Origin of the sequence: Streptomyces sp. NPDC097595 (assembly GCF_044761525.1) — a bacterium.
Classification (GTDB): Bacteria; Actinomycetota; Actinomycetes; order Streptomycetales; family Streptomycetaceae; genus Streptomyces; species Streptomyces drozdowiczii_A.
On the sequence record NZ_JBIWCN010000003.1, the window covers coordinates 485,721 to 509,909 of the forward strand.

The 24,189-nt window shown below is 72.7% G+C and carries 23 protein-coding genes and 2 tRNA genes; 21 read left to right on the forward strand and 4 right to left on the reverse strand.

The window, feature by feature from the left end:
- Nucleotides 1-54 precede the first annotated feature (54 nt).
- From ACIQZN_RS07010 to ACIQZN_RS07025, 4 genes are all read left to right on the forward strand, one after another.
- Nucleotides 55-555 carry a hypothetical protein gene (locus tag ACIQZN_RS07010; protein WP_073863506.1) on the forward strand — a complete coding sequence of 167 codons (501 nt, stop codon included), beginning with the start codon at nt 55-57 and terminating at the stop codon, nt 553-555.
- 81 nt (nt 556-636) lie between these two features.
- The gene (locus ACIQZN_RS07015; RefSeq protein ID WP_403989105.1) at nt 637-1,920 is read left to right on the forward strand and encodes a glutamate-5-semialdehyde dehydrogenase; all 1,284 of its coding nucleotides are present in this window, start codon (nt 637-639) and stop codon (nt 1,918-1,920) included.
- A gap of 64 nt (nt 1,921-1,984) precedes the next feature.
- A complete protein-coding gene (locus ACIQZN_RS07020; RefSeq protein ID WP_403989107.1) occupies nt 1,985-2,575 on the forward strand; it encodes a hypothetical protein in 591 nt (196 codons plus the stop codon).
- Between the two features lie 177 nt (nt 2,576-2,752).
- Nucleotides 2,753-3,856 (forward strand): hypothetical protein, encoded by a 1,104-nt coding sequence (locus tag ACIQZN_RS07025; protein ID WP_403989109.1) that lies wholly within the window; start codon nt 2,753-2,755, stop codon nt 3,854-3,856.
- On the opposite strand, the gene ACIQZN_RS07030 is transcribed toward ACIQZN_RS07025, so the two are convergent.
- Nucleotides 3,807-4,952, reverse strand: a complete 1,146-nt coding sequence (locus ACIQZN_RS07030; protein ID WP_403989111.1) for a M48 family metallopeptidase — start codon at nt 4,950-4,952, stop codon at nt 3,807-3,809. The genes ACIQZN_RS07025 and ACIQZN_RS07030 overlap by 50 nt on opposite strands.
- Nucleotides 4,953-5,065: 113 nt before the next feature.
- On the opposite strand from ACIQZN_RS07030, the gene ACIQZN_RS07035 reads away from it, so the two are divergent.
- The 7 genes from ACIQZN_RS07035 (at nt 5,066) to ACIQZN_RS07065 (ending at nt 9,312) form a co-directional block, all read left to right on the forward strand.
- Entirely contained in the window at nt 5,066-5,218 is a 153-nt protein-coding gene (locus ACIQZN_RS07035; protein ID WP_185992685.1) for a hypothetical protein, read from the forward strand.
- An 83-nt stretch (nt 5,219-5,301) separates the two neighbouring features.
- Nucleotides 5,302-5,463 carry a hypothetical protein gene (locus ACIQZN_RS07040; protein ID WP_018518201.1) on the forward strand — a complete coding sequence of 54 codons (162 nt, stop codon included), beginning with the start codon at nt 5,302-5,304 and terminating at the stop codon, nt 5,461-5,463.
- Between the two features lie 38 nt (nt 5,464-5,501).
- Nucleotides 5,502-6,119, forward strand: coding sequence for a nicotinate-nucleotide adenylyltransferase (nadD, locus tag ACIQZN_RS07045; protein ID WP_403989114.1), 618 nt, complete (start codon nt 5,502-5,504; stop codon nt 6,117-6,119).
- Nucleotides 6,120-6,138: 19 nt separating this feature from the next.
- Nucleotides 6,139-7,893 (forward strand): LCP family protein, encoded by a 1,755-nt coding sequence (locus ACIQZN_RS07050; protein WP_403989116.1) that lies wholly within the window; start codon nt 6,139-6,141, stop codon nt 7,891-7,893.
- Between the two features lie 146 nt (nt 7,894-8,039).
- Nucleotides 8,040-8,471: a ribosome silencing factor gene (gene rsfS, locus ACIQZN_RS07055; protein WP_018103223.1), complete on the forward strand. Its 432-nt coding sequence runs from the start codon at nt 8,040-8,042 to the stop codon at nt 8,469-8,471.
- Complete coding sequence (locus tag ACIQZN_RS07060) at nt 8,468-9,121, forward strand: histidine phosphatase family protein (RefSeq protein WP_403989185.1); 654 nt, start codon at nt 8,468-8,470, stop codon at nt 9,119-9,121. Before rsfS ends, ACIQZN_RS07060 begins: the two co-directional genes overlap by 4 nt.
- Before the next feature lie 118 nt (nt 9,122-9,239).
- Nucleotides 9,240-9,312 (forward strand) — tRNA-Ala (locus ACIQZN_RS07065).
- Between the two features lie 52 nt (nt 9,313-9,364).
- On the opposite strand, the gene ACIQZN_RS07070 is transcribed toward ACIQZN_RS07065, so the two are convergent.
- A complete protein-coding gene (locus tag ACIQZN_RS07070) occupies nt 9,365-10,276 on the reverse strand; it encodes a helix-turn-helix transcriptional regulator (RefSeq protein ID WP_403989119.1) in 912 nt (303 codons plus the stop codon).
- A gap of 102 nt (nt 10,277-10,378) precedes the next feature.
- Between ACIQZN_RS07070 and ACIQZN_RS07075 the strand changes: the two genes are divergently transcribed.
- The 8 genes from ACIQZN_RS07075 (at nt 10,379) to ACIQZN_RS07110 (ending at nt 21,264) form a co-directional block, all read left to right on the forward strand.
- Nucleotides 10,379-11,854, forward strand: a complete 1,476-nt coding sequence (locus tag ACIQZN_RS07075; RefSeq protein ID WP_403989121.1) for an MFS transporter — start codon at nt 10,379-10,381, stop codon at nt 11,852-11,854.
- A 133-nt stretch (nt 11,855-11,987) separates the two neighbouring features.
- Nucleotides 11,988-12,221, forward strand: a complete 234-nt coding sequence (locus ACIQZN_RS07080) for a hypothetical protein (RefSeq protein WP_018103228.1) — start codon at nt 11,988-11,990, stop codon at nt 12,219-12,221.
- Nucleotides 12,222-12,335: 114 nt separating this feature from the next.
- Nucleotides 12,336-12,408 (forward strand) — tRNA-Ala (locus tag ACIQZN_RS07085).
- Between the two features lie 293 nt (nt 12,409-12,701).
- Nucleotides 12,702-15,575 carry a leucine--tRNA ligase gene (gene leuS / locus ACIQZN_RS07090; RefSeq protein WP_403989123.1) on the forward strand — a complete coding sequence of 958 codons (2,874 nt, stop codon included), beginning with the start codon at nt 12,702-12,704 and terminating at the stop codon, nt 15,573-15,575.
- A 137-nt stretch (nt 15,576-15,712) separates the two neighbouring features.
- On the forward strand, nt 15,713-16,417 hold the full coding sequence (locus ACIQZN_RS07095) for a hypothetical protein (protein WP_403989125.1): 705 nt from the start codon (nt 15,713-15,715) through the stop codon (nt 16,415-16,417).
- Between the two features lie 134 nt (nt 16,418-16,551).
- Nucleotides 16,552-17,397: a DegV family protein gene (locus ACIQZN_RS07100; RefSeq protein ID WP_403989127.1), complete on the forward strand. Its 846-nt coding sequence runs from the start codon at nt 16,552-16,554 to the stop codon at nt 17,395-17,397.
- Nucleotides 17,398-17,782: 385 nt separating this feature from the next.
- Nucleotides 17,783-18,574 (forward strand): helix-hairpin-helix domain-containing protein, encoded by a 792-nt coding sequence (locus ACIQZN_RS07105; RefSeq protein ID WP_403989129.1) that lies wholly within the window; start codon nt 17,783-17,785, stop codon nt 18,572-18,574.
- Nucleotides 18,571-21,264: a ComEC/Rec2 family competence protein gene (locus tag ACIQZN_RS07110; protein WP_403989131.1), complete on the forward strand. Its 2,694-nt coding sequence runs from the start codon at nt 18,571-18,573 to the stop codon at nt 21,262-21,264. Before ACIQZN_RS07105 ends, ACIQZN_RS07110 begins: the two co-directional genes overlap by 4 nt.
- A 98-nt stretch (nt 21,265-21,362) precedes the next feature.
- On the opposite strand, the gene ACIQZN_RS07115 is transcribed toward ACIQZN_RS07110, so the two are convergent.
- Nucleotides 21,363-21,818 carry a pyridoxamine 5'-phosphate oxidase family protein gene (locus ACIQZN_RS07115; protein WP_403989133.1) on the reverse strand — a complete coding sequence of 152 codons (456 nt, stop codon included), beginning with the start codon at nt 21,816-21,818 and terminating at the stop codon, nt 21,363-21,365.
- Nucleotides 21,819-21,919: 101 nt separating this feature from the next.
- On the opposite strand from ACIQZN_RS07115, the gene ACIQZN_RS07120 reads away from it, so the two are divergent.
- A complete protein-coding gene (locus tag ACIQZN_RS07120; protein WP_403989135.1) occupies nt 21,920-22,726 on the forward strand; it encodes an arylamine N-acetyltransferase in 807 nt (268 codons plus the stop codon).
- 146 nt (nt 22,727-22,872) lie between these two features.
- Nucleotides 22,873-23,757 (forward strand): YceI family protein, encoded by an 885-nt coding sequence (locus tag ACIQZN_RS07125; RefSeq protein ID WP_403989137.1) that lies wholly within the window; start codon nt 22,873-22,875, stop codon nt 23,755-23,757.
- 38 nt (nt 23,758-23,795) lie between these two features.
- Here ACIQZN_RS07125 and ACIQZN_RS07130 read toward each other — a convergent pair whose 3' ends face one another.
- A complete protein-coding gene (locus ACIQZN_RS07130) occupies nt 23,796-24,041 on the reverse strand; it encodes a hypothetical protein (protein WP_403989139.1) in 246 nt (81 codons plus the stop codon).
- Nucleotides 24,042-24,189 lie beyond the last annotated feature (148 nt).

The following is a 24,189-nucleotide window of genomic DNA, read 5'->3' on the forward strand; positions in this document are numbered from 1 at the left end:
GTAGCAGGGAAACTGCGGGGTACAGCAAAAGCAACACATCACAGGAGGCCGCCGGTGAGACGAGCGCGCCCGGGGGCGCCGCCCCGAGGAACGGGTGGCCGCACCCTGACCAGTGTGGGAGCGGGGGCCGGCTTCGACGGGAGCGGACCCGCGGACCGGAGGGACGAGCGCCCCGCCCGGCCGGAGCCGAGACCGGCCGGCCAGGAGCACGCCCCGTCGAAGCTGTGGCACGTCACCCTCTGCGTCTCCGGGAACGAGTTCCCGCTGAAGGAGGTCAGGCGCGGACTCGAACAGCTCGCCCATGACCACCCGTTCCTGCTGACCAGCCGCTACGCCAACGACCACGCGGAGATCCGCTACTGGGAGGAGGCCCGCGACCTGCACGACGCGGCGGCCGTCGCCCTGCGGCTCTGGGGCGAGCACCGCTCCACCGCCGGCCTGCCGCCCTGGGCGATCGTCGGCCTCGAAGTCATCGACCGCGAGACCTACCACCAGCGCGTCGCCGAGGGATACGGGCCGCCTCCGGCCGCCCCGGTCGGCGTCCACCCGTACTGACCCGGCCGCGCCGGTGAGACGGCCGTCTCGCATCACGGGATGCGTGCGGAATGCCCGCAGGGCGCGCACTACTCTGCGGGCATGACCACGCTCTCGCCGTACGACAACATGTCTCCCGTGGCCCAGGCCGCCTACCGGGCCCGCTCCGCCGCCGCCGACATCGCGCCACTTCCGCGCGCGGCCAAGGACGACGCGCTCCTGGCGATCGCCGACGCGCTGGAAGTACGGACGAGCGACATCCTCGCGGCCAACGCCGAGGACGTGGCGCGCGCCCGCGAGGCGGGGACCAGCGAATCCGTCGTGGACCGGCTCACCCTCACCCCGGAGCGCATCCGCGCCATCGCCGCCGACGTACGGGACGTCGCCGCCCTGCCCGACCCGGTCGGCGAGGTCGTCCGCGGCTCGACCCTGCCCAACGGCATCGACCTGCGCCAGGTCCGGGTGCCGCTCGGCGTCGTCGGGATCATCTACGAGGCCCGGCCCAACGTGACCGTGGACGCCGCCGCCCTCTGCCTGAAGTCGGGCAACGCCGTCCTGCTGCGCGGCTCCTCCTCCGCCTTCGCGTCGAACACCGCCCTGGTGCGGGTGCTGCGCGACGCCGTGGGCGGCTCCGGCCTGCCGGCCGACGCGGTGCAGCTGGTCCCGGGCGAGAGCCGGGACTCGGTGCGCGAGCTGATGCGCGCCCGGGGCCTCGTGGACGTGCTCATCCCGCGCGGCGGCGCCTCGCTGATCCGCACGGTGGTCGAGGAGTCCACCGTCCCCGTCATCGAGACCGGCACCGGCAACTGCCATGTGTACGTCGACGCGCAGACCGACCTGGACATGGCCGTGGAGATCCTGGTCAACTCCAAGGCCCAGCGCCCGAGCGTCTGCAACGCCGCCGAGACCCTCCTCGTCCACAAGGACATCGCCGACGCCTTCCTGCCGCGCGCCCTGGACGCCCTGGCCGAGGCCGGCGTGACCGTGCACGGCGACGAACGGGTGCTGGAGTACGCCGAGGGCTCCAAGGCCACGGTGGTCGCGGCGACCCCGGAGGACTGGGAGACCGAATACCTCTCGTACGACATCGCGGCGGCCGTCGTGGAGTCGCTGGACGCGGCCGTGGCGCACATCCGGCTCTGGTCCTCCGGCCACACCGAGGCGATCGTGACCACCTCGCAGGCGGCCGCCCGCCGCTTCACCCAGCTGGTCGACTCCACCACGGTGGCCGTCAACGCCTCGACCCGGTTCACCGACGGAGGCCAGTTCGGTTTCGGCGCCGAGATCGGCATCTCCACGCAGAAGCTGCACGCCAGGGGCCCCATGGGCCTGCCGGAACTGACGTCGACCAAGTACATCGTCACCGGCGACGGCCATGTGCGGTGACCCGGTGACAGGCGAATGCGCCGTCTCCCTGCCCAAAGCGGTCCGCCGGGGCTAGTCTGAAACCGTGGCGGACGACGTGGGGGGCAGGCCGTATCCGAACGGCTGGGAGCCCGACGACGACCGCGGGGGCGCGGACGAGGACTTCGCCTCCGTGGTGTTCGACGAGGACTTCGTACGGGCCGCCGAGTTTCATGAACCGACCGCCGTCGAGCGGCTGTTGGCGGCGGCCGAGGCCCGCGCGGAGGCCGACGCCCGGCACGCCGGTGGCCGCGGCGGCCCCTACGACGACGAGCTGCACGACGAGGGCTACGGTCCGGGCGGCTACGGCGGCCCGGACGGCTACGACCCGCTGGACGCGGACTTCCACGAGCACGGGCCCTATGGGCGCCACGGCGGCGCCCTCCGCCCGTACCGGGGGGCGGCCCGCTGGCACCGGCCGGTCGCCTGGATGCTGGCCGTCCTGATGGGCGTCGGCATGGTCGCCCTGGCCTTCAGCGCCGTCTACCGCAACAGCTCGGGGGACCGGCAGGACCAGGTCCCGCCGCCCGCCTCGACCGGCGTGGACAGCGCGCCGGGGCCCGGCCCCGGCTCCGCTCCCTCGGACGCGGACGACTACTCCCGCCCCATGGTCTCCGCCGTCCCGCGCACCCCCTGACCTCCCGCGCCCCGGCCGGACCCGTCCCGCGTCCGGATCCCCCGTCCGGCGGTCCGGTGGAACTCCCCGGTGGTTGCCGGGCGTCACCGCGTTTACCGTCGTCGTGATCGACCCACCCTGAAGGTATGACCCCTCCTCCGCCCGAAGAGGGGACTTCTCACGGAGTCGGGAGAAGTCATGGCACACCGCGGAGATCCACCCGACGGCCCGGCGGAGAACAGCGCGCACGGTCCGGACGACGAGTACGGCTCACTCGTCTTCGACGAGTCCTTCGTACGGGCCGCCCGGCTGCAGGAATTCTCCGCCCAGGAGCGCATGGGGGAGCACGCCCGGGCCGTCCGCAGCCTGCCCGGGCGGGCCTACCGCAACGGCTCCCGGATCGCCCTCGCCCTGATGGTCCTCATCGCCCTGGCCTTCGGCACCGCCGTCTTCATGGGCCTGAGCCACCCCTACGAGACCCCGGCCGCCGCCCGGAAGCCCGAACCGCTGCGGATGACCCTCGTCCCCCTCGCCCCGCGCGGCCCCGTCCCCGCGGGCACCCCCGCCGCCCTCTTCGCGAGCAGCCCCGCCGCGCACTACCCGAAGGGCCGGGACGGCATCAGCCCGCCGCCCGCCCGGCACACCGCCGACTTCTCGGAGAGCGAGGTCAGCGCCGCCCTGGCCACGGTCAAGGACTACCTGGCCGCCTCCTCGCTCGACCCCGACGTGCTCAGCGGGAACGCCGTGCGCCCCGTGGAGGCGCTGCTCGACCCGGACCAGATGGAGCAGTTCGACCGCAGCGTCGACGAGCCCTACGACGACGGGCAGCACGCCGCGTCCGGCTGGCTCGTCCGCTTCGACCCGGTCCGGGTCACCCCGGACCCGGAGGTACGGGTCCGGGGCACCCTGCGCTACACCCAGACGGGCTCCGACGCCCTGGAGGTCGTCTCGGACCACACCTTCACGTACGCCCTGCGCCCCGCCGTGTCGGGCCCTCAGCCGAAGGGCGGCGCCTCCCTGTTCACCGTGCGGCGGGAGATGCGCTTCCGGTTCGACCGGGAGGACCTGCGGTTGCACCGGCTGGAGGTGCAGACCAGCTATCTCCAGGCGGGCCCGCAGTCCTGCCCGGCCGACGCCTCGGGCGCCCTGCGGCCGCTGCTCGCCGGCCAGCGGGCGGTCTCGCGCGCACCGGCGGGCACCGACCCGTACGCCACGGGCCGGCCCGTCGCCGCGCTCTGCGGGACGCTGGAGGTCAGCTCCCTTCCGCCGACGGCCCCTGCGAGTCCTCAGGGTTCTCCGTAGCACCGCCCTTGGCGCCGCCCGTAGCACCGCCCGTAGCACCGCCCGTAGCACCGCCCTTGGCGCCGCCGCCCGCGCCGGTGAACTTGTCGCGCAGCTTGCCGCCCAGGTCCCCGGCGCCGCCCGCGATGTCGCCGACCAGCTTCATCAGCGGATCCTTGCTGTTGCGCACCGAATCGGCGTAATGCGAGGCGGACTCCTTGAACGAGTCCGTCACCGAGGTGTCCTTGTCCTCGTCCCGGCGCGGGTAGTGGCCGTCCAGGATCCGCTGGTAGTCGCGGGACTCCGACCACTTCTTCAGCTCGGCGGCGCGGACCGTGGTGAACGGGTGCGAGCGGGGCAGCACGTTGAGGATCTTGAGCACCGAGTCGCGCAGGTCGCCGGACTTCTCGTACTCGTCGGCCTGGGCGAGGAACGCGTCCACGTTCATCTCGTGGAGGTGGTTGCCGCCGGCGATCTTCATCAGGCCGCGCATCGACGCCTGTATGTCCTGGCCGGCCAGGAGACCGGCCCGGTCCGCCGACAGCTCCGACTTGCGGAACCACTCGCGCAGCGCCGTCACGATCGCCATGATCGCGACGTTGCCCAGCGGGATCCAGGCGACCTTGAGCGCCAGATTGGTGAGGAAGAGCAGGATCGTGCGGTACACCGCGTGACCCGACAGGGCGTGTCCGACCTCGTGGCCGATGACCGCCCGCATCTCCTCCTCGTCCAGCAGCTCCACCAGACCCGTGGTCAGCACGATGATGGGCTCGTCCAGCCCGATGCACATGGCATTGGGCTTGGGGTCCTGGTTGACGTACATCGGCGGGACCTTCTCCAGGTCCAGGATGTAACAGGCGTCCCGGAGCATGTCGTTGAGGTGCGCGAACTGGGCGTCGCTCACCCGGACGGAGTCCGACAGGAAGAGAAGGCGCAGGCTGCGCTCCGGCAGCAGTCCGCTCAGCGCCTTGAAGACGGTGTCGAAGCCGCTCAGCTTGCGCAGCGCGACCAGCGCGGAGCGGTCCGCGGGGTGCTCGTAGGCCCGGGAGGAGATCCCCGGGAAACGCTTGCGCTGCCTGCTCGGTACGCGGTCCTGGCTCTCGTGGCTGCTGGTCATGACATGGGCCCCCTGTGTTCGTACGAGACGTCGCTCGCCCCCTGACGCCGCCCAGCCTAGGTGCTGGGGCTACGGTGTGCGGGGGGCTGTGGATAACTGAGGAGACGCCCGACATGCCGCACACCGTTGCTCTGTTCGCCGCCGCATCCGGGGACCAGGGGCCGGGCAACACGATCCGCATCGTGCTGGTCGCCTCCCTGCTGGGAGCCGCCCTGCTGGCCTGGTTCCTGCTGCGCGGATACCGCAACGACGACAACAACGACTGAGTCGGCGTGAGCGTGCCCGGGGCACCCGCATACGATGTCCGCGACGTCTTCCCCCGACTCCCGATCGATAGGTCCTGCCGAAGATGAGCCTCACGAGCACCGCACACCAGCTGGTCACCGTCGCCGCCGAGGGCGAGCACGGCGGCAATCACGAAAGCCTCAGCCCCTACCTCACCGGTGGCGGTGCCTTTGTCGTGCTTCTCCTCCTTCTGTGGATCACCACGCGCTTCAACCGCGACCGCTGAGGCAGAGGCGCACAGCTGTGCCAGTAGGCTCTGCACGCATGGGAGAGCAGGAAGTGCCTACCGGCCGCGGAAAACGCCGACTCGGCGTGATGGGCGGGACCTTTGACCCGATTCATCATGGACACCTGGTGGCGGCCAGTGAAGTGGCCGCCCAGTTCCACCTCGACGAGGTGATCTTCGTACCGACCGGGCAGCCGTGGCAGAAGAGCCACAAGGAGGTGTCCCCGGCGGAGGACCGTTATCTGATGACGGTCATCGCGACGGCGTCCAACCCGCAGTTCTCGGTCAGCCGGAGCGACATCGACCGCAAGGGCCCCACGTACACGATCGACACCCTGCGGGACCTGCGCGAGGCCCACGGCGAGGCGGACCTCTTCTTCATCACCGGTGCCGACGCGCTCGCCCAGATCCTCACCTGGCGCGACGCCGACGAGCTGTTCTCGCTCTCCCACTTCATCGGCGTGACCCGGCCGGGCCATGTGCTCACGGACGACGGGCTGCCGAAGGGGGGCGTCTCCCTGGTGGAGGTCCCCGCGCTCGCGATCTCCTCGACGGACTGCCGCGCGAGGGTCGCCCAGGGCGAACCGGTCTGGTACCTCGTGCCCGACGGCGTGGTCCGCTACATCGACAAGCGCCAGCTGTACCGCGGCGAGTGAGCCACGGAAAGGGGCACCGGTGAACGACCGACAGAACCCGTACGACCCGTACTACCAGCAGCCGCAGATCATCGGCTACGACGAGTACGGGCAGCCGGTGTACCAGCAGCCGGGGCAGCAGCAGTACGACCCGTACGCGCAGCAGCCGCAGCAGCAGCCCGACCCGTACGGTGGCCAGGCGCCCCAGGGCGGCGGCCAGGGTTACGGCTACGACCCGTACGCCCAGCAGCGGCCCCCCGCGCCGCCGCAGCCGTACGACCCCTACGCGGCCCAGCCCCAGCAGGCCCCGCAGCAGGACTACGGCTACGACCGGTACGGGTACGACACCGGGCAGCAGCAGCCCGTCCACGACACCGGGCAGCAGCCCGCCGCGGTCGACACGACCCAGCAGTGGAACATTCCGCAGCAGGCCGCGGCCCCGGCACCCGCGCCCGCCCCGGCACCCGCGCCCGCCCCGCCCCGTGAGCCCGAGCGGCCTCCGGGACCGGAGGCGGCCGTGCCCGGGCAGCGCCGGGGCGACGACTACCGCACCGAGCAGTTCGCCTTCATCGAGGAGCCCGACGAGGACTCCGAGGACGTCATCGACTGGCTCAAGTTCACCGAGAGCCGCAGCGAGCGCCGCGAGGAGGCGCGCCGCCGGGGCCGCAACCGGATCGTCGCGCTGCTTGTCGTCGGGGTCCTGGCCGTGCTCGGCGGCGTCGGCTACCTGTGGTCGGCGGACAAGATCCCCGGCCTGTCCGGCGGGGAGAAGGAGAACACCGCGACGACCGGTCCGCAGCGCCGGGACGTCATCGTGGTCCACCTCCACAACACCAAGACCGGCGGCACGTCCACCGCCCTGCTCGTGGACAACGTCACCACCAAGCAGGGCACCACGGTCCTGCTCCCCAACTCCCTCGCCGTCTCCGACGAGGACGGCACCACCACGACGCTCGGCAAGTCGGTCGAGGACGACGGCACGTCCGGGACCCGGGACTCCCTGGACACCCTGCTCGGCACCGACATCAGCGGGACCTGGCGGCTCGACACCCCGTACCTGGAGAACCTGGTCGACCTCGTCGGCAACATCGAGGTCGACACCGACACCGCGGTGCCGGGTGCCAAGAAGGGCTCCGGCGACCTGGTCAAGAAGGGCGAGGCGCAGACCCTCAGCGGTCAGATGGCCGTCGCGTACGCCACGTACCGGGCGCCCGGCGAGGCCGAGGCCAAGCAGCTGATGCGGTTCGGGCAGGTCATGCGCGGGGTGCTGCGCAAGATGTCCGACGACCCGAAGGCGGCCACGGTCACCGTCCAGACGCTGGCCCAGATCCTCGACCCGTCGCTGCCCGAGAAGGACCTCGGCGCCTCGCTGGCGAAGCTGGCCGAGCACGCCAAGATCGGCGATTACAAGACGGCGCTGCTGCCCGTGCAGGACGACGGGACCCTCACCGACGCGGCCACCGAGAGCGTGGTCAAGGACATCCTCGGCGGCACGGTCAAGGCGCCGTCGGCGGACGGGGTGATCCGGGTCGGGATCAAGAACGCCACCGGTGACACCGGCTCCACCGAGTCCGCCCGGGGCAAGCTGGTCAACGGCGGTTTCGCCTTCGTCAACAGCGGGAAGGCCGACGCGGCCGCCTCCTCGCAGGTGGTGTACGCGGAGGCGGCCGACAAGGAGAAGGCGACCCAGGTCGCCAAGACCCTCGGACTGCCGATGAGCGCGGTCGAGAAGGGCAAGCCGGCCGGGAACGCGGACGTGTCCGTCCTCCTCGGCCAGGACTACAAGCCCGAGTAGCCACGGAGCGGTCGCGGGAGGTCCGGAGCCGAGCGGCCCGGGCCTCCTCGCGCGGCGCGCGGGCTGGCCACGGAATACGGCTGCGTGGGCGGGCGGTTCCCCGTGAGACCCTAGGGGTCTATCCGACCGACGACGAAAGCCTGCTTGTGACCGCCACTGACCGCTCCATCGAGCTCATCAACGCCGCCGCTCAGGCGGCCGCCGACCGGCTCGCGCACGACATCATCGCCTACGACGTCAGCGACGTGCTGTCGATCACCGACGCCTTCCTGCTGGCCTCGGCCCCCAACGACCGCCAGGTCAAGTCGATCGTCGACGAGATCGAGGAGCGGCTCCAGAAGGAACTCGGCGCCAAGCCGGTCCGCCGCGAGGGCGACCGTGACGCCCGGTGGATCCTCCTCGACTACGTCGACATCGTCATCCACGTCCAGCACAGCGAGGAGCGCGTCTTCTACGCGCTGGAGCGCCTGTGGAAGGACTGCCCCGAGCTCGACCTGCCCGAGGACGCGGTGAAGACCCGCGGCAAGGCCGCCGAGCACGCGCAGCTCAACGGCGGTACGGAAGGTGAGCAGAGCTGAACGGCAGCAGCAGCGGCAGGGGCCGCAGGATCGTCCTCTGGCGCCACGGCCAGACGGCATGGAATCTGGAACGCCGGTTCCAGGGCTCCACGGACATCGAGCTGACCGAGACCGGCGTCGCGCAGGCCCGCCGGGCCGCCCGGCTGCTCGCCTCGCTGAAGCCGGACGCGATCGTCGCGTCCGACCTGCGGCGGGCCGCGGCCACGGCAGCCGAGCTCGCCGCGATCACCGGGCACGACGTGGTGCACGACGCGGGTCTGCGTGAGACCTACGCGGGCGCCTGGCAGGGCCTGACCCACGAGGAGATCGTGGAGCGGTACGGCGAGCAGTACGCCGCGTGGAAGCGCGGCGAGCCCGTACGGCGCGGCGGCGGCGAGCTGGAGACCGAGGTCGCCGACCGGGCGGCCCCCGTGGTCCTCGGGCACGCCGAGAAGCTGCCCGACGGCGGCACGCTCGTCGTCGTCAGCCACGGCGGCACCATCCGGACCACCATCGGCCGGCTGCTGGGCCTGGAGGCGCACCACTGGGAAGGGCTGGGCGGGCTGACCAACTGCTGCTGGTCCGTGCTCGGCGAGGGCGCCCGCGGCTGGCGGCTGCTGGAGCACAACGCCGGCACCCTGCCCGAGCCGGTGCTCGGCGACGACACCTGATCCGGCCGTCGCCGGCCGCCTCCGGGGCGGTGGGGGCCGGATTTCACTTTCCGGCTGGTCACAGGCTAAAGTTCTTCTTGTTCGCAGCGCGGAAGCGCAGGGAAACACAGCGGACAGCGGGGCTATAGCTCAGTTGGTAGAGCGCTTGCATGGCATGCAAGAGGTCAGGAGTTCAATTCTCCTTAGCTCCACAATCGGAAATCCCGTCCCCACCAGGGGGCGGGATTTCCGCATGTGGTGCGGTCACTGGTTCCGAGTGCCCCGGCGGTGTGCCCGCAGCGCGGCGAGCAGCTCCCTGCTCTCCTCGTCGGCCGGGGTGTACGTGACGATCCGGCACTCGGGCAGCCCGTTGATGGTCAGCGACACCGAGGTCATCCGTATCTCACCGGCCACCGCCCAGTGCCGGAAGGTCTTCACACGCCGCCCCGGCGGGACGACGTCCCCGCTGCGCCACAGCTTCGCGAAGTAGGGGCTGGCCTCCGACAGCTGCGCGATGAACGACTCCCACGCGGGCTCGCCCACATGGCGCCCGTAGCCGCTGCGCAGGGTCGCCGCCATCAGGGGCAGCTCCTGGTCGCGGTGCACGACCGGACAGTCCTCCTCGGACGCCGTGAACAGCGACCACAGCGCGTTGCGGACCGTGGTGTCCGGCATGACGGGGATGCCGAAGAGGTCCCGGTAGCCCGGATTGGTCGCCAGCACGTCGTAACGCGCGTTGTAGACGACGGCGGGGAGCGGGTCGAGCGCGTCGATGATGCCCTGGACCTCCTCGCCGACCTCGAAGGCGTCGGACTCCCTCTTCGGCAGGAAGGCGACGCCCGCCAGCTCGTACAGGTGCTCGCGCTCCGGGGGGTCCAGCCGCAGCGTCCTCGCCACCGCGTCCAGGACCTGCGGGGACGCGTTGATCGGGCGGCCCTGCTCCAGCCACGTGTACCAGGTCACGCCGACGCCGGAGAGCTGGGCGACCTCCTCGCGCCGCAGTCCTGGGGTGCGCCGCCGTAAGCCCGGGGCCATGCCCACGTCGGCCGGGGTCACCCGGGCCCGGCGGCCGCGCAGGAAGGCGGCGAGCTCCGGCCGCCTGCCCGTCGCCGGTCCGCTCCGGCCCGTGCGCTGTTGTGCCGTTGCCGTTGCCGTCCGCTGTGTCGTCACCGTCACGCCCCCATCGTCGGTGCTGCGCCCGGCCGTTGCCAGGTGCTGCCAGTACCAGCATCAGTGGGCTCTCGTTACCCGTATGCGTACGGCACCAGCCTGGAATCCATGACCGCGACATCCGAGACGACGGCCTCACGCTCCGTCACCAGTAAAGCTCCCGCCACTGACAAGGCACCCGCACGGCTGCTCGCCGTGGTGCTCACGGCCCAGTTCATGGCCATGCTCGACATCTTCATCGTCAACGTCGCCGCCCCGACGATCCGTACCGAACTCGGCGCGTCCGGGGCCGGATTGCAGCTGGTGGTGGCCGGATACACCATCTCGTACGCCGTCCTCCTCGTCGCCGGTGCCCGGCTCGGGGGCGTGTTCGGCCACGGCCGCGCGCATCTGGCCGGGCTCGCCGTCTTCACCGCGGCCTCGCTCGCCTGCGGACTGGCGGCGGACTCGGGCCAGTTGATCGCGTTCCGGGTGATCCAGGGTGCGGGCGCCGCGGTGATGATCCCGCAGGTGCTCAGCCTGATCCAGCAGCACTTCACCGGGGCGGCGCGGGTGCGCGCGATCGGTGCCTACAGCGCGGTGCTGGCCACGGGGGCCGCCGCCGGGCAGGTCGTGGGCGGGGTGCTGGTGAGTGTCGACCTGTTCGGGGCGGGCTGGCGGCCCGTCTTCCTGGTCAACGTGCCGATCGGGCTCGTCCTGCTGGTGCTCGGCGCGCGAGTGCTCCCGGGTGAACCGCGCACCGGGGAGGCCCGGCGGGCGGCGCGGGCGCGCGGCTTCGACCCGGTGGGCCTGGTCCTCCTCGCGGGGGCCGTCACGCTGCTGACCGTGCCGCTGGTGCTCGGCCAGGAGCTGGGCTGGCCGGACTGGACGTGGGCCTGCCTGCTCGCCTGCGCGGTGGTCCTCGCCGGCTTCGTGGCGTACGAGACCCGGCTCGCCGCGCGCGGGGGTGCGCCCCTGATCGCGCCCCGTGTGCTCCGGTTGCCCGGAATCGCCGTGGCGGCGGTGCGCATCCTGCTGGTGATGGCGGCCAACGCGGGCTTCCTCTTCACGCTGACCCTGCACCTCCAGGGCGGCCTCGGTTACTCGGCGCTGCACGCCGGGCTGATGTGCGCGCCGACCGCGGTGGCCTTCGGCGCGGCCGGGCTGACCTGGCGACGGTGGCCGGCGCGGCTCCAGCGGTACTTGGTGCCCGGCGGGTTCGCGGTGCTGGCCGCCGGGGTGACGGTGACCGGTCTCGTGCTGCGGGGCGGAGGCGATGGGAGCGTCGTGTTGTACGCGGGTTTCGTGCTCATCGGCGGGGGTATGGCTCTCGCGTTCAGCCCCAACCTCGCGGGCGCCCTGGCGGACGTACGGCCCCAGGACGCCGCCGACGCCAGCGGTGTGCTGGTGACCGTGACCCAGCTCGGGCAGGTCATCGGCGTCGCCGCCGTCGGCACCCTCTTCCTCAACCGCCTCGCGCCGGGGCCTCAGGGGTCGGGGCACGCGCTGTGGGTCTGCGAGCTGGCCCTGGCCGCGGTGGCGTGCGCGGGGGCCGTGGCGGGGCTCGTACGACGGCGGCGGCGTGCGGGAACGGCGGTCGGCTGACCCCCTTGCGGGGTCATGGCAGAATCGGACCGCCGGAGGGGGCGACGGACCGAACGGGAGGGTGTGCGCGATGCCTGGGAGCCGCCACGAGGTCCCGCAGCCGCCTTTCTTCCGCCGGGGCCGGAGCTGATCCATGGGCGCTCACAGGCGGAAATGCGACTGGTGCGGCAGCGGTACGCCCATCGTCAGGGACATGGACCCGGTCAACGCGGACTATCAGTACTGGTGCGAGGAATGCGCACGGGCACTGATCATAAAAGGCGACCCCATCGAGACCTACCGGGAGCTTGAGGGGGAGCCGATCTACGGCCGGCTCCTTGAGGAGCACTGCACCCTCAAACGCTTCTACTCCTTCGCCACGGCCTGACCGCTTCCCCTCCTCCGGCGCGGGAAAACCGGTCGGACAGGAATCGATTTGGTGGACGGCCCGGGTGACCGGTACTGTTCTCGATGTCGCCAGGGAGACCGGGCGGCACGACGAGGGGCTATAGCTCAGTTGGTAGAGCGCTTGCATGGCATGCAAGAGGTCAGGAGTTCAATTCTCCTTAGCTCCACAGTGAAGAAGGAACGGCGGGCCATCCCAATGGGGATGGCCCGCCGTTCTGTGTGCGGAGGCCGGTCAGCGGGCTATTGCCCGGAGGGGGACCGGCCCGGTGCGGTACCCTGACGCCATGCGTGCCGTAGCCCTTCTGCTTAGCGAGCCGCGCTGATCAGTCCCGACCGGTGAGAACGCCTGGTCGGCATCAGCGCGGCGTCCCCTCCTGTGCGAGGGGATTTTTCGTTTCCCAGGACATGTGTCCGTAGACGTGGATGCCGGCAGATGACGATCGATGGAGCTTTGAGGATCATGAGCGAGACGAATACCGCAGCGGACGCCGCTGCGCCGCACCGCTACACGGCAGCGATGGCCGCCGACATCGAGGCACGCTGGCAGGACTTCTGGGACGCCCAGGGCACGTACGAGGCGCCCAACCCGACCGGTGACCTGGCGGGCGACCCGGAGCTGGCCGCCCGGCCCAAGAAGTTCATCATGGACATGTTCCCGTACCCCTCGGGTGCGGGGCTGCACGTCGGCCACCCGCTGGGCTACATCGCCACCGACGTCTTCGCCCGCCACCAGCGCATGACCGGGCACAACGTCCTGCACACCCTGGGCTTCGACGCCTTCGGCCTGCCCGCCGAGCAGTACGCCGTGCAGACCGGCACGCACCCGCGGGTCTCCACCGAGGCCAACATCGAGAACATGACGGCGCAGCTGCGCCGGCTGGGCCTGGGCCACGACAAGCGCCGCTCGTTCGCCACGATCGAGTCCGAGTACTACAAGTGGACCCAGTGGATCTTCCTGCAGATCTTCAACTCCTGGTACGACACCGAGGCGGACCGCGCCCGGCCCATCGCCGAGCTGGTCGCCCAGTTCGAGAGCGGCGAGCGCGCCACCCCCGACGGCCGTGACTGGTCCGCGCTGAGCGCCGCCGAGCGCGCCGACGTCCTGGGCGAGTACCGGCTGGCCTACGCCTCCGACGCGCCGGTCAACTGGTCGCCCGGCCTGGGCACCGTCCTGGCCAACGAGGAGGTCACCGCCGACGGCCGCTCCGAGCGCGGGAACTTCCCGGTCTTCAAGGCGAAGCTGCGCCAGTGGAACATGCGCATCACCGCCTACGCGGACCGGCTGCTGAACGACCTGGACGGGCTGGACTGGCCCGAGGCGATCAAGCTGCAGCAGCGCAACTGGATCGGCCGCTCCGAGGGCGCACGGGTCGACTTCCCGGTCGACGGCGCGGGCAGCGTCACCGTCTTCACCACCCGCCAGGACACCCTGTTCGGCGCCACCTACATGGTGCTGGCGCCGGAGCACGAGTTGGTCGAGCGGATCATCCCCGCCGCTTGGCCCGAGGGCACCCACCCGGTCTGGACGGGCGGCCACGCCTCCCCGGCCGAGGCGGTCACCGCGTACCGCAAGCAGGCCGCCTCCAAGTCGGACGTCGAGCGCCAGGCCGAGGCCAAGGACAAGACCGGTGTCTTCACCGGCGCGTACGCCACCAACCCCGTCAGCGGCGAGCAGATCCCGGTCTTCATCGCCGACTACGTCCTGATGGGCTACGGCACCGGCGCGATCATGGCCGTCCCGGCGCACGACGCCCGCGACTTCGCGTTCGCGCGCGCCTTCGAGCTGCCGATGCGCTGCGTGGTCGAGCCGTCGGACGACCGCGGCACCGACGCCTCGACGTGGGAGGACGCCTTCGCCTCGTACGACGCGAAGCTGGTCAACTCCGCCAACGAGGAGATCTCGCTGAACGGCCTGGGCGTCGCCGACGCCAAGGCCCGTATCACCGAGTGGCTGAAGGAGCACGGCGTCGGCGAGGGCACCGTCAACTTCCGGCTGCGCGACTGGCTGTTCAGCCGCCAGCGCTACTGGGGCGAGCCCTTCCCGATCGTGTACGACGAGGAGGGCATCGCCCACCCGCTGCCCGAGTCGATGCTGCCCCTGGAACTGCCCGAGGTGGACGACTACTCGCCGCGCACCTTCGACCCGGACGACGCCGACACCCAGCCCGAGACCCCGCTGTCGCGCAACGCCGAGTGGGTCAACGTCACGCTGGACCTGGGCGACGGTTCCGGTCCGCGGAAGTACCGCCGCGAGACCAACACCATGCCCAACTGGGCCGGTTCCTGCTGGTACGAGCTGCGCTACCTGGACCCGAACAACTCCGAGGAGCTGGTCGACCCGGCCATCGAGGAGTACTGGATGGGGCCGCGCGAGGGGCAGCCGACCGGCGGCGTCGACCTGTACGTGGGCGGTGCGGAGCACGCCGTGCTGCACCTGCTGTACGCGCGCTTCTGGTCCAAGGTGCTGCACGACCTGGGCCACGTCTCCTCCGCCGAGCCGTTCCACAAGCTGTACAACCAGGGCATGATCCAGGCGTTCGTCTACCGGGACAGCCGCGGCATCGCGGTCCCGGCGGCCGAGGTCGAGGAGCGCGACGGGGCGTTCTACTACCAGGGCGAGAAGGTCTCCCGCGTCCTGGGCAAGATGGGCAAGTCCCTGAAGAACGCCGTCACGCCCGACGACGTCTGCGCCGAGTTCGGCGCGGACACGCTGCGCCTGTACGAGATGGCCATGGGCCCCCTGGACGTGTCGCGGCCCTGGGACACGCGTGCGGTCGTCGGCCAGTACCGGCTGCTGCAGCGGCTGTGGCGCAACATCGTCGACGAGGAGACCGGCCAGGTCACCGTGGTCGACTCCGAGCCCGGCGAGGACACGCTGCGCGCGCTGCACAAGGCCATCGACGGCGTCGGCGGCGACATGGCCGGCATGCGCTTCAACACGGCGATCGCCAAGGTCACCGAGCTGAACAACCACCTGACCAAGGCGGGCGGCCCGCTGCCCCGCCCGGTCGCCGAGGCCCTGGTACTGCTGGTGGCGCCGCTGGCCCCGCACATCGCCGAGGAGCTGTGGCACCGGCTGGGCCACACGGAGTCGGTCGTGCACCAGGACTTCCCGGTGGCCGACCCGGCGTACGTCGTGGACGAGACCGTGACCTGCGTGGTGCAGGTGAAGGGCAAGGTCAAGGCGCGCCTGGAGATCTCCCCGTCGATCACCGACGAGGAGCTGGAGGCCCTGGCCCTGGCCGACCCGGCCGTCGTCGCCGCGCTGGGCGGCGCGGGCATCCGCAAGGTGATCGTCCGCGCGCCGAAGCTGGTGAACATCGTTCCCGCGTAGTCGCGGAGACGGGTGGGGGCTTTCCCCTACGGGCAGGTTGGGGGTTCCGGTGGAACCCCCAACCTGCCTGTTCCGTTTACGGTGGAGAGGACCGGTGTACGTGTACCGGAGGCCGTCACACCATCCGAGGGGCGCTCATGGAAGCCGTGATCCTGATTCTGGGGCTGCTCGTCGCCTTCGTGGCCCTGGGCGCCTACGCGACGGTCAAGGTGGTCGGGGCGGCCCGGCGCGGCGTCGACCGCACGATCACGCAGGCGCGCCGCACCGTCGAGGAGACCACCCTGCGGGCCAAGAGCTACGGCCAGCTGGGCGTCGGCGGTGAGTTGGCACAGCTGCGCCTCTCGCTGCGCACGTCGATGCGCGCCACCCAGGACGCCCTGCGGGCGGGCGTGGCCGAGGACGCGTCGCTGGCGGAGTCCCTGGGCCTGTTCGACCGGCTCAGCGTGCACGGGCACGAGCTGGACGCGGAGCTGAAGGCGCTGGAGCGCGAGCCCGACAAGGCGACGGTGGCCTCGCGGCTGCCGGGCCTGAGGAAGCGCACCGAGCAGATCACCGGGTCCGCCGACTCGCTGCGCTGGGCCGCCCGGGACCGGGCCCACAAGTTCGCCGACGACGAGCTGTCGGCGCTGAACGCGCAGATCGATGTGGAGGCCGGGGCGCTGCGGCACTGGACGACGGCCTCCGGTGAGCCCACGGCGGCCCAGGGCCCTGGTCAGGGGCCGGTGGCGCCGGGGGACTGGGGCGGGGAGCCCGATGCGCCCGAGGCCATCACCGCCCGGGACCCCCGGCAGAGCACCGCCTACCCGTGGCAGAAGACGGCCCGGCCGGAGACCACCAACTGAGCGGCGCTCCTGGGGGAGTACGCCGCGACCACCCGTGACCGAGGGTGGCAGGATGCGATGTGAAGCGACCGTGACTGATCGCTCGCGCGGGGTCGGACTGCCTAGTCGGCGCGCCTGCGGGTAACCTCCGGGGCATGTCCCGCCATGTCGCGATCGTCACCGATTCAACGGCCTACCTGCCGCCCGACACGATGCGGCGGCACGGCATCACAGCGGTGCCGCTGACCGTGGTGCTGGGCGATCAGGCCCTGGAGGAGGGCACCGAGATCTCGGCCCGTTCGCTGGCCCTGGCCCTCCAGAAACGCCGCTCCGTGACGACGTCCCGGCCCAGCCCCGAGGTCTTCGCCGCCACCTACCGGGCCGTCGCGGAGGCCGGTGCGAGCGGCATCGTCTCGCTCCACCTGTCGTCGGAGTTCTCCGGTACGTACGACGCGGCGGTGCTCGCGGCGAAGGACGCCCCGGTGCCGGTGCGCGTGGTCGACACGGGCATGGTCGCCATGGCCCTCGGCTTCTGCGCCCTGTCCGCAGCCGAGACGGCCGAGGCGGGTGGCGGCCTGGACGAGGCGGTGGCGGCGGCCGAGAAACGTGCGTCGGCCACCTCCGCGTACTTCTACGTCGACACCCTGGACTACCTGCGCAGGGGCGGCCGGATCGGCGCCGCGCAAGCCCTGCTGGGCTCGGCCCTCGCGGTCAAGCCCCTGCTCCAGCTCGACGGCGGCCGGATCGAGCTCCTGGAGAAGGTGCGGACGGCCTCGAAGGCCATCGCCCGGCTGGAGGAGATCGTCGCCGAGCGCGCGGGCAGCGGGCCCGTGGACATCGCGGTGCACCACCTCGCGGCGGCCGAGCGCGCGGAGCGGCTGGCCGAGCGGCTGCGGGAACGCGTGCCCGGCCTCGCGGACCTGCACGTCAGCGAGGTCGGCGCGGTGATCGGCGCGCACACCGGGCCGGGGCTGCTGGGCGCGGTGGTCTCGCCGCGCTGAGATACCCGGCGGCCGGCGCCCGCTGCCTGGCGCCCGGCGAAGGCGTCACTCTCCGGAGTGGGCGAGTTATGCACAATGAGCCCGTTGTCCACGGAAATCGGCTGTGGCCAGCGGGATTCGGCGGGGATGCCTAGCGTCCTGGTCCATGGCTTCCCGATCACATCGTGCAACCAGCGGACCCGGCGGACCGGGTGCGGGCCCCGGCCGCGCCCCGGATTCCGACGGGCGCCTGCGACGGGCGGCGCGCCCCGGACCGGGCCGCCGACGCCGGACCACGGCCCGCGCGGAGGCGGTCGCGGCGGCGCGCAGCCGGGCCGACGCGCTGATGGCGGGTGGGTCCGGGGGGCGCGTCGCGCGGTGGGGTGTCGGCGCGGCGGTGCCGGTTGTGGCGCCACCTGTGGAGGAGACCCGTACTGCGGGCGTTGACGGGGAGGCGCCCGCGGGTGTGATGGGCGCGGCACCCGTGGGGCGGTGGGCGGCGGCCGTGTTCGCGGTGCGGGAGCGGCTGCCGATGTGGGTGCAGCTCCGATGCGGTCTGGAGCCGAAGACCCTGGCCGCGCTCGCCGTGGTGCTGGTCGCGGCCGCCGTGTTCGCCGGGATGCACTTCTGGTCCGCCCGGCCCGAGGGCGTCCGGGCGCCGGACATGGTCGGTGAGGCGGTGCATGCGCCTGCGCCGGAGGCGGCCGCGGACGCGGATGAGGAGGGCGGTGGGCGGCCCGAGCCGTCTCCCGGTCCCGCCGCCGGTCCGGGCGGGCAGATCGTGGTGGACGTCAGCGGGAAGGTGCGGGACCCGGGGCTGCGCCGGCTTGCCGCCGGATCGCGGGTGGACGACGCGCTGACGGCGGCGGGCGGGGCGCGGCCCGGGACGGACCTGGCGGGGCTCAACCGGGCCCGGGTGCTCATGGACGGCGAGCAGATCGTGGTGGGGGTTCCACCGGCCCCGGTCCCGGCCCCCGGCGTGGGCGGTCCCGCCGCCGAGGGCGGCGGGCCGGTGAGCCTGAACACCGCGACGGCGGAGCAGTTGGAGGGGCTTCCGGGCGTCGGGCCCGTGCTCGCCCAGCACATCGTGGACTACCGCACGCAGCACGGTGGATTCCGGTCCGTGGAGGAACTCCGCGAGGTCAACGGGATCGGCGACCGCCGGTTCGCGGATCTGCGGCCCCGGGTGCGGCCGTGAACGCGGGGGACGCGGGGGGCGCCCTCGGGGCGTCGGGGACGCGCGCGGCGGGGGCCCACGAGGCGCCGGACATTCACGCGGCCTCGGGTAAGCGGCTGGGGCTCTCCGACCCCCGACAGGAGGGCCCGGCCGACCTCCGGCTGCTCGCCCCGGCAGCGGCGGCCTGGGCGGGCGCGGGACTCGCGGTGGGCGCCCCGGGGCGTTGGGCGGCGATGGGGGTGGTGCTCTGCCTGGGGACGGCGATGGTGCTCCTCGCGGTGGGGCTGCGACGGTCTCGTGCGGGGGACGGGGGCGGTGCCGGCGGTGGTGGCGTCGGGGCGCGGGGTGGGGGCGGCGGGGTGCGGGACGGGGGTGGCGTCGGCGGTGACGCCTGGGCGTGGGTCGTGGGTGGGGAAGCTGGTGATGCGGGGGTGCGGGGTGTGGTCGACGGCGGCGCCGTGTCCGGTGCTGGGTGTGCGCGGTGGCGGTTGCGGGCGACCGCTGTCGCGGCGGTGTTGCTCTGTGCGGCGGCCGGGGCGGCGTCCGCCGCTCTGCACGGTGCCGACGCGCGCCGGGGCCCCGTGCCCGGCCTGGCCCGGCAGTTCGCGCGTGTCCAGGCGGAGATCACCCTCACCTCCGACGCCCGGCGCACGTTCCCCCGGGTGCGCGGCGACCACAGCACGCCCGCCTCCCTGCTCCTGGACGCGGAGATCACCCGGCTGACGCGGGCCGACGGCACGGCCGTACGGCTGCGGACACCGGTCCTGGTCATCGTCCCGCCGGGCGGCGCGGCGGCCGCCTGGCAGCGGCTGCTCCCCTCCACCGGCCTGCGGATCGCCGGGCGGCTGGCGCCCCCACTGCACACGGGCGAACGGGTCGCCGCCGTGCTGCGGCCCGAGGGCAAGGCCCCGCCCAGGGTGACCGGGCCGCCCAGCCTCCTCCAGCGCACGGCGGGCCGGCTGCGCGCCGGGCTGCGCGAGGCCACCGACGGACTGGGCCCCGACGCGCGGGCGTTGCTGCCCGGCCTGGTCGTCGGCGACACGTCGCGGGTCACCCCCGAACTGCACGACGCGTTCCGGGCGACCGACCTCACGCACTTGATGGCTGTTTCCGGATCGAACCTGGGCATTCTGCTCGTTCTGCTCATCGGGCCGCCGGGCCGGGCGCTGCGCGTCGAACGCGGGGGACTGGCGCCCAGGCTCGGGATCTCCCTGCGGATGACCGCACTGCTCGGCGGGGGGCTCACGCTCGCCTTCGTCCTGGTCTGCCGGCCCGAACCGAGTGTGCTGAGGGCCGCCGCGTGCGGGCTGATCACGCTCCTTGCCATCGGCACCGGGCGGCGCCGGACGCTGATCCCCGCGCTGTGCGCCGCCGTGCTGTTGCTGGTGCTCTACGACCCGTGGCTGGCGCGCAGTTACGGCTTCGTGCTGTCGGTCCTGGCCACCGGCGCCCTGCTGACCCTCGCCCCGCGCTGGAGCGAGGCGCTGTGCCGGCGCCGGGTGCCGCCACGGCTGGCGGAGGCGCTGGCCGCGGCGGCCGCCGCGCAGGCGGTGTGCTCGCCCGTGGTGGTGCTGCTCGCGTCCCGGGTGAGTCTGGTGGCGGTCCCGTGCAATCTGCTGGCGGAATTCGCCGTGGCGCCGGCCACGGTTCTCGGGTTCGCCGCGCTGGCCCTGGCGCCGGTGGCGATGCCGGCGGCCGGGCTGCTCGCCACGGTCGCGGGGTGGCCGGCGGGGTGGATCGCCTCGGTGGCCAGGACGGGGGCCGCGTTGCTGGCCGCCGTCATCCTGGTCCTGGTACCGGCCGTGCGCTGGGCCGGGCGCCGCCCCTGGGTCTGCTCGGCCACCGCGCTGCTGCTGGTCCTCGCGGTGCTCCGGCCGGTACCGCTGACCCGGGTGCTGACCGGGTGGCCGCCGCCCGGCTGGGCGTTCGCCATGTGCGACGTCGGACAGGGCGACGCCCTGGTGCTCGCGGCGGGGCGGGGCTCGGGCGTGGTCGTGGACGCCGGCCCCGATCCCCGGCCCGTCGACCGGTGCCTGCGCGAACTGGGCGTCAGCCGTGTCCCGTTGCTCCTGCTCACCCACTTCCACGCCGACCATGTGCGGGGCCTCCCCGGGGTGCTGCGCGGCCGGGCGGTGGGCGCGATCGAGACGACGAGCCTGGACGAGCCGCCGGAGCAGGCCGCGTTCGTCCGGAGAACGGCGGCGGGGGCCGGTGTGCCCGTCGTGCGGGCCGCGCCCGGCGAACGGCGGCGGATCGGCGAGCTGGACTGGCAGGTGCTGTGGCCTCCGGGGAAGGTGTCGGCGGGTGCGGTCCCGGCGGCCGGGTCCGTCCCGTACGACGTTCCGCAGGATCCGAACGACGCGAGCGTCACCCTGCTCGTGCGGACCGGCGGGCTCACCCTGCTGCTGCCCGGCGATCTGGAACCGGCCGCCCAGCGGGCGCTGTTGCTCAGCCATCCGGAGCTGCCCCGGGTGGATGTGCTCAAGGTCGCCCACCACGGCTCCGCGTACCAGGACAGCGCCCTGCTGCGGGCCGTCCGGCCCAGGTTCGCGCTGGTGAGCGTGGGCCGGGACAACCCGTACGGGCACCCGGCGCCCCGGACCGTCGACGCGCTCGCGGGACAGGGGGCGGTGGTGCTGCGCACCGACAGGGACGGGGCGATCGCGGTGACCGGTGCGGGGAGCGGGCTGCGGGCGGTGGGGCGGTCATGACGAGGTACGCGACGAGGCGGCGGGCGGCGCTCCCCGCCGCGCACGTGCCGGGAGCCACCGGAGCCACCCGCACCCCCGGAGCCTCCGGGGCTCCGGTCTCAGACCAGCCAGTGTCCGTCCGTCATCAGGTCGCGGCCGGGCTGCTCGTTGGACTCCCGCCAGGCCCGTACCGCGTACGGGGTGAAGCGGAGGTACACCCAGGCGGGGCGCCCCCGCAGGTCCCAGGAGAACTTCGCGGCGAACGCGTCGCCCGACGCCGGCGGAAGGTCCGTGCCCTCTACCACCTCTCCCCTAGCCTCGATCATGACCACGTCGCGGGTGTGGCCCAGGGCGATGTGGGCCCGGCCGTCCGGCGTCAGGTTGACCGCCGTCGGGTTGGCGCGCCGGGTCGCCATCAGCAGGGTCTCCCCGTCCCATACGAACCACAGCGGCACCAGGGTCGGCGCCCCGTCGGCGGAGGCCGTCGACACCCAGGCGTCCGTGTCCTTCTCCAGGCGGTCGAGTACGTCCTGCTTGCGCTGTTCACGGCTGCGCGCCGGTTCCGGAAGGGGCATGCCGCGCACGCTAACCGGCGCGCCGACCACGTAACACCGTCGTCGGACCTAGGACCAGTGGCGCATGGCGCGCGGCCCGGGCGGCGGCGGAGACTGGCCCCATGGACCCGCAGCTGCCGCAGACCATCGACGCCTACCTGGACCGCATCGGCGCCGCCAGGCCCGCGCGCCCCGACGCCCCGGCGCTGCGTGAGCTGCAACTGCGCCATCTCATCGCGGTGCCCTTCGAGAACCTCTCCATCCACCTCGGCGAGGACATCGTGCTGGAGGACGGAGCGCTCCTGGACAAGATCGTGGCTCGCGAGCGCGGCGGCTTCTGCTACGAACTCAACGGCGCCTTCGCCGTACTGCTGCGGGCGCTCGGTTTCCGCGTCACCCTCCTCCAGGCCCGGGTCCACGGCGAAGGGGGACGGCTCGGCATCCCGTACGACCATCTGGCGCTGCGCGTCGAGACGGAGGACGGGACCGGGCCCTGGCTCGCCGACGTCGGGTTCGGCGACCACGCCAGGCATCCGCTCGCGCTCGACGACCGCGCCGACCAGAAGGACCCGGGCGGAACCTTCCGGATCGCGCCGGCCCCGGACGGCGGGGAGTCCGGGGACCTCGACGTCCTCTGCGACGGCACGCCCCGGCTGCGGCTGGAGCGGCGGCCGAGGGAACTGGCCGACTTCCGGGCCGGCGCCTGGTACCACCGGACCTCGCCCGACTCCCACTTCACCCGGGCCCCGGTCTGCTCGCGCAGCACGGACGACGGCCGGATCACCCTCAGCGGTCGCAAGCTCCTCACTACGGTGGGCGGCGAGCGGCACGAGACGCCGCTGGGCGGCGACGACGAGGTGCTGGCGGCCTACCGGGACCACTTCGGTCTGCGCCTGGACCGGCTGCCCGGAAAATCGGACCTTCGGTAACACCTGCGCCCAAGCCGCCGCGACCCGCTCTGTTTGCCTCGAACGCCTCAATGGTGGTCGAATGCATGCTCGTCGGCGGGCCGCTGCTCCGACAACGACGTCTGCCCTCCGGCCCGAGGTGAGCGAGTGCCCGGGAGTGTGTGGAGATGTTCGGCCGTTGGTTCGGAAACAAGGGTGCGACGGGTGCCGCTCGGGGCAACGCCCTCGCCGGGCTGGTGGTGCCGGACTCGGCGGGCGTCCTCAGCTGCCGGGTGCTCGACCCGGTCAACGAGCCCGTGGCGGCGGCGGAGTTCGTACTGACGGACCGCGCGGGACGCAAGGTGGTCCGGGGCGAGACCGACCCGTACGGCAGTGTCATGGCCACGATTCCGGCGGGGGAGTACCGGCTGGCCGTCACGGCGGAGGGGTTCACCCCCTTCCACGGTTCGGCCACGGTCACCGAGGGCGGCCATGCGAGCCTCGGCGATGTGACCCTCCAGATCGCCGCCCCGCCGCAGTTGCCCGAGCCGGGCGACTGGGAGATCGAACCGATGCACTCCCAGATCGGTTTCACCGCCCGGCACATCGGGATGGCCCGCATCCACGGCCGGTTCAACACCTTCGCGGGGGCGGTGCGGATCGCCGACCGGATGGAGGACCCGGCGATGCACGTCGTCATCGACGCGGCGTCGATCGACACGAACGTGCAGATGCGCGACGACCACCTGCGCTCCGGCGACTTCCTGGACGTCGGGCGCTACCCGACGCTGGAGTTCTACAGCGACCGCTTCGTGCACCGGGGCGGGACCCGGTGGGGTGTGAGCGGTGCGCTCACGCTGCACGGGGTGAGCCGTACGGTGACCCTCGACACCCAGTACCTCGGGCTCGGCAACGGCATGGAGGGCGAGTCCCGGGCCGCCTGCCGCGCCACCACGCAGCTGCACCGCGAGGACTTCACGCTCACCTGGCAGACGATGCTGGCCCGTGGCATCGCGGTCGTCGGCCCGAGCATCTCCATCGAGATGGACGTCCAGATCGTCCCGAAGGGCTGAGTCCCCGCCCCCTGGGGCCGGTTCCGTGGGCGCCGGTCCTACGGCGCCTCCAGCCACCCCTCGTACTCCGCCGCGAACGCGTCGAGCGCCGCCGGGTCGAGACGGTGGTCCGGGTCCTCCACGACGACCAGCCACTGGGCGTCCTCGGCGTCGTCCTCGCCGGCCAGAGCGTCCCGTACGAGCTGCGGTTCGTCGGTGACGCCGAAGCGGTCGGCGAGCTCCTCCGCCGCACCCTCGGCGGCATCGTGGTCGGGCAGCACCAGCACGTGTCTCTCATCGCTCACGTGCCCATTCTCAGGTACGGGGGAGGGGGCGGCGGACCCGGCCGCGGCGGGGCTGATGCTCCTATTGCTGTCAAGCGGCTTGGAGCCATTCACGGTAGGCGTGAGTGAGGTCGTCGTTCCTGCTGAGTCCTCTTTCGAGCCTGGAGAT

Bases quoted from the DNA above. Each gene is read 5' to 3' on its own strand.
- ACIQZN_RS07015 (WP_403989105.1), top strand. From the start codon at position 637: ATGACCACGCTCTCGCCGTACGACAACATGTCTCCCGTGGCCCAGGCC.
- ACIQZN_RS07025 (WP_403989109.1), top strand. From the start codon at position 2,753: ATGGCACACCGCGGAGATCCACCCGACGGCCCGGCGGAGAACAGCGCG.
- ACIQZN_RS07030 (WP_403989111.1), bottom strand. From the start codon at position 4,952: ATGACCAGCAGCCACGAGAGCCAGGACCGCGTACCGAGCAGGCAGCGC.
- ACIQZN_RS07035 (WP_185992685.1), top strand. From the start codon at position 5,066: ATGCCGCACACCGTTGCTCTGTTCGCCGCCGCATCCGGGGACCAGGGG.
- ACIQZN_RS07040 (WP_018518201.1), top strand. From the start codon at position 5,302: ATGAGCCTCACGAGCACCGCACACCAGCTGGTCACCGTCGCCGCCGAG.
- nadD (WP_403989114.1), top strand. From the start codon at position 5,502: ATGGGAGAGCAGGAAGTGCCTACCGGCCGCGGAAAACGCCGACTCGGC.
- ACIQZN_RS07075 (WP_403989121.1), top strand. From the start codon at position 10,379: ATGACCGCGACATCCGAGACGACGGCCTCACGCTCCGTCACCAGTAAA.
- ACIQZN_RS07080 (WP_018103228.1), top strand. From the start codon at position 11,988: ATGGGCGCTCACAGGCGGAAATGCGACTGGTGCGGCAGCGGTACGCCC.
- leuS (WP_403989123.1), top strand. From the start codon at position 12,702: ATGAGCGAGACGAATACCGCAGCGGACGCCGCTGCGCCGCACCGCTAC.
- ACIQZN_RS07095 (WP_403989125.1), top strand. From the start codon at position 15,713: ATGGAAGCCGTGATCCTGATTCTGGGGCTGCTCGTCGCCTTCGTGGCC.
- ACIQZN_RS07100 (WP_403989127.1), top strand. From the start codon at position 16,552: ATGTCCCGCCATGTCGCGATCGTCACCGATTCAACGGCCTACCTGCCG.
- ACIQZN_RS07115 (WP_403989133.1), bottom strand. From the start codon at position 21,818: ATGCCCCTTCCGGAACCGGCGCGCAGCCGTGAACAGCGCAAGCAGGAC.
- ACIQZN_RS07120 (WP_403989135.1), top strand. From the start codon at position 21,920: ATGGACCCGCAGCTGCCGCAGACCATCGACGCCTACCTGGACCGCATC.
- ACIQZN_RS07125 (WP_403989137.1), top strand. From the start codon at position 22,873: ATGTTCGGCCGTTGGTTCGGAAACAAGGGTGCGACGGGTGCCGCTCGG.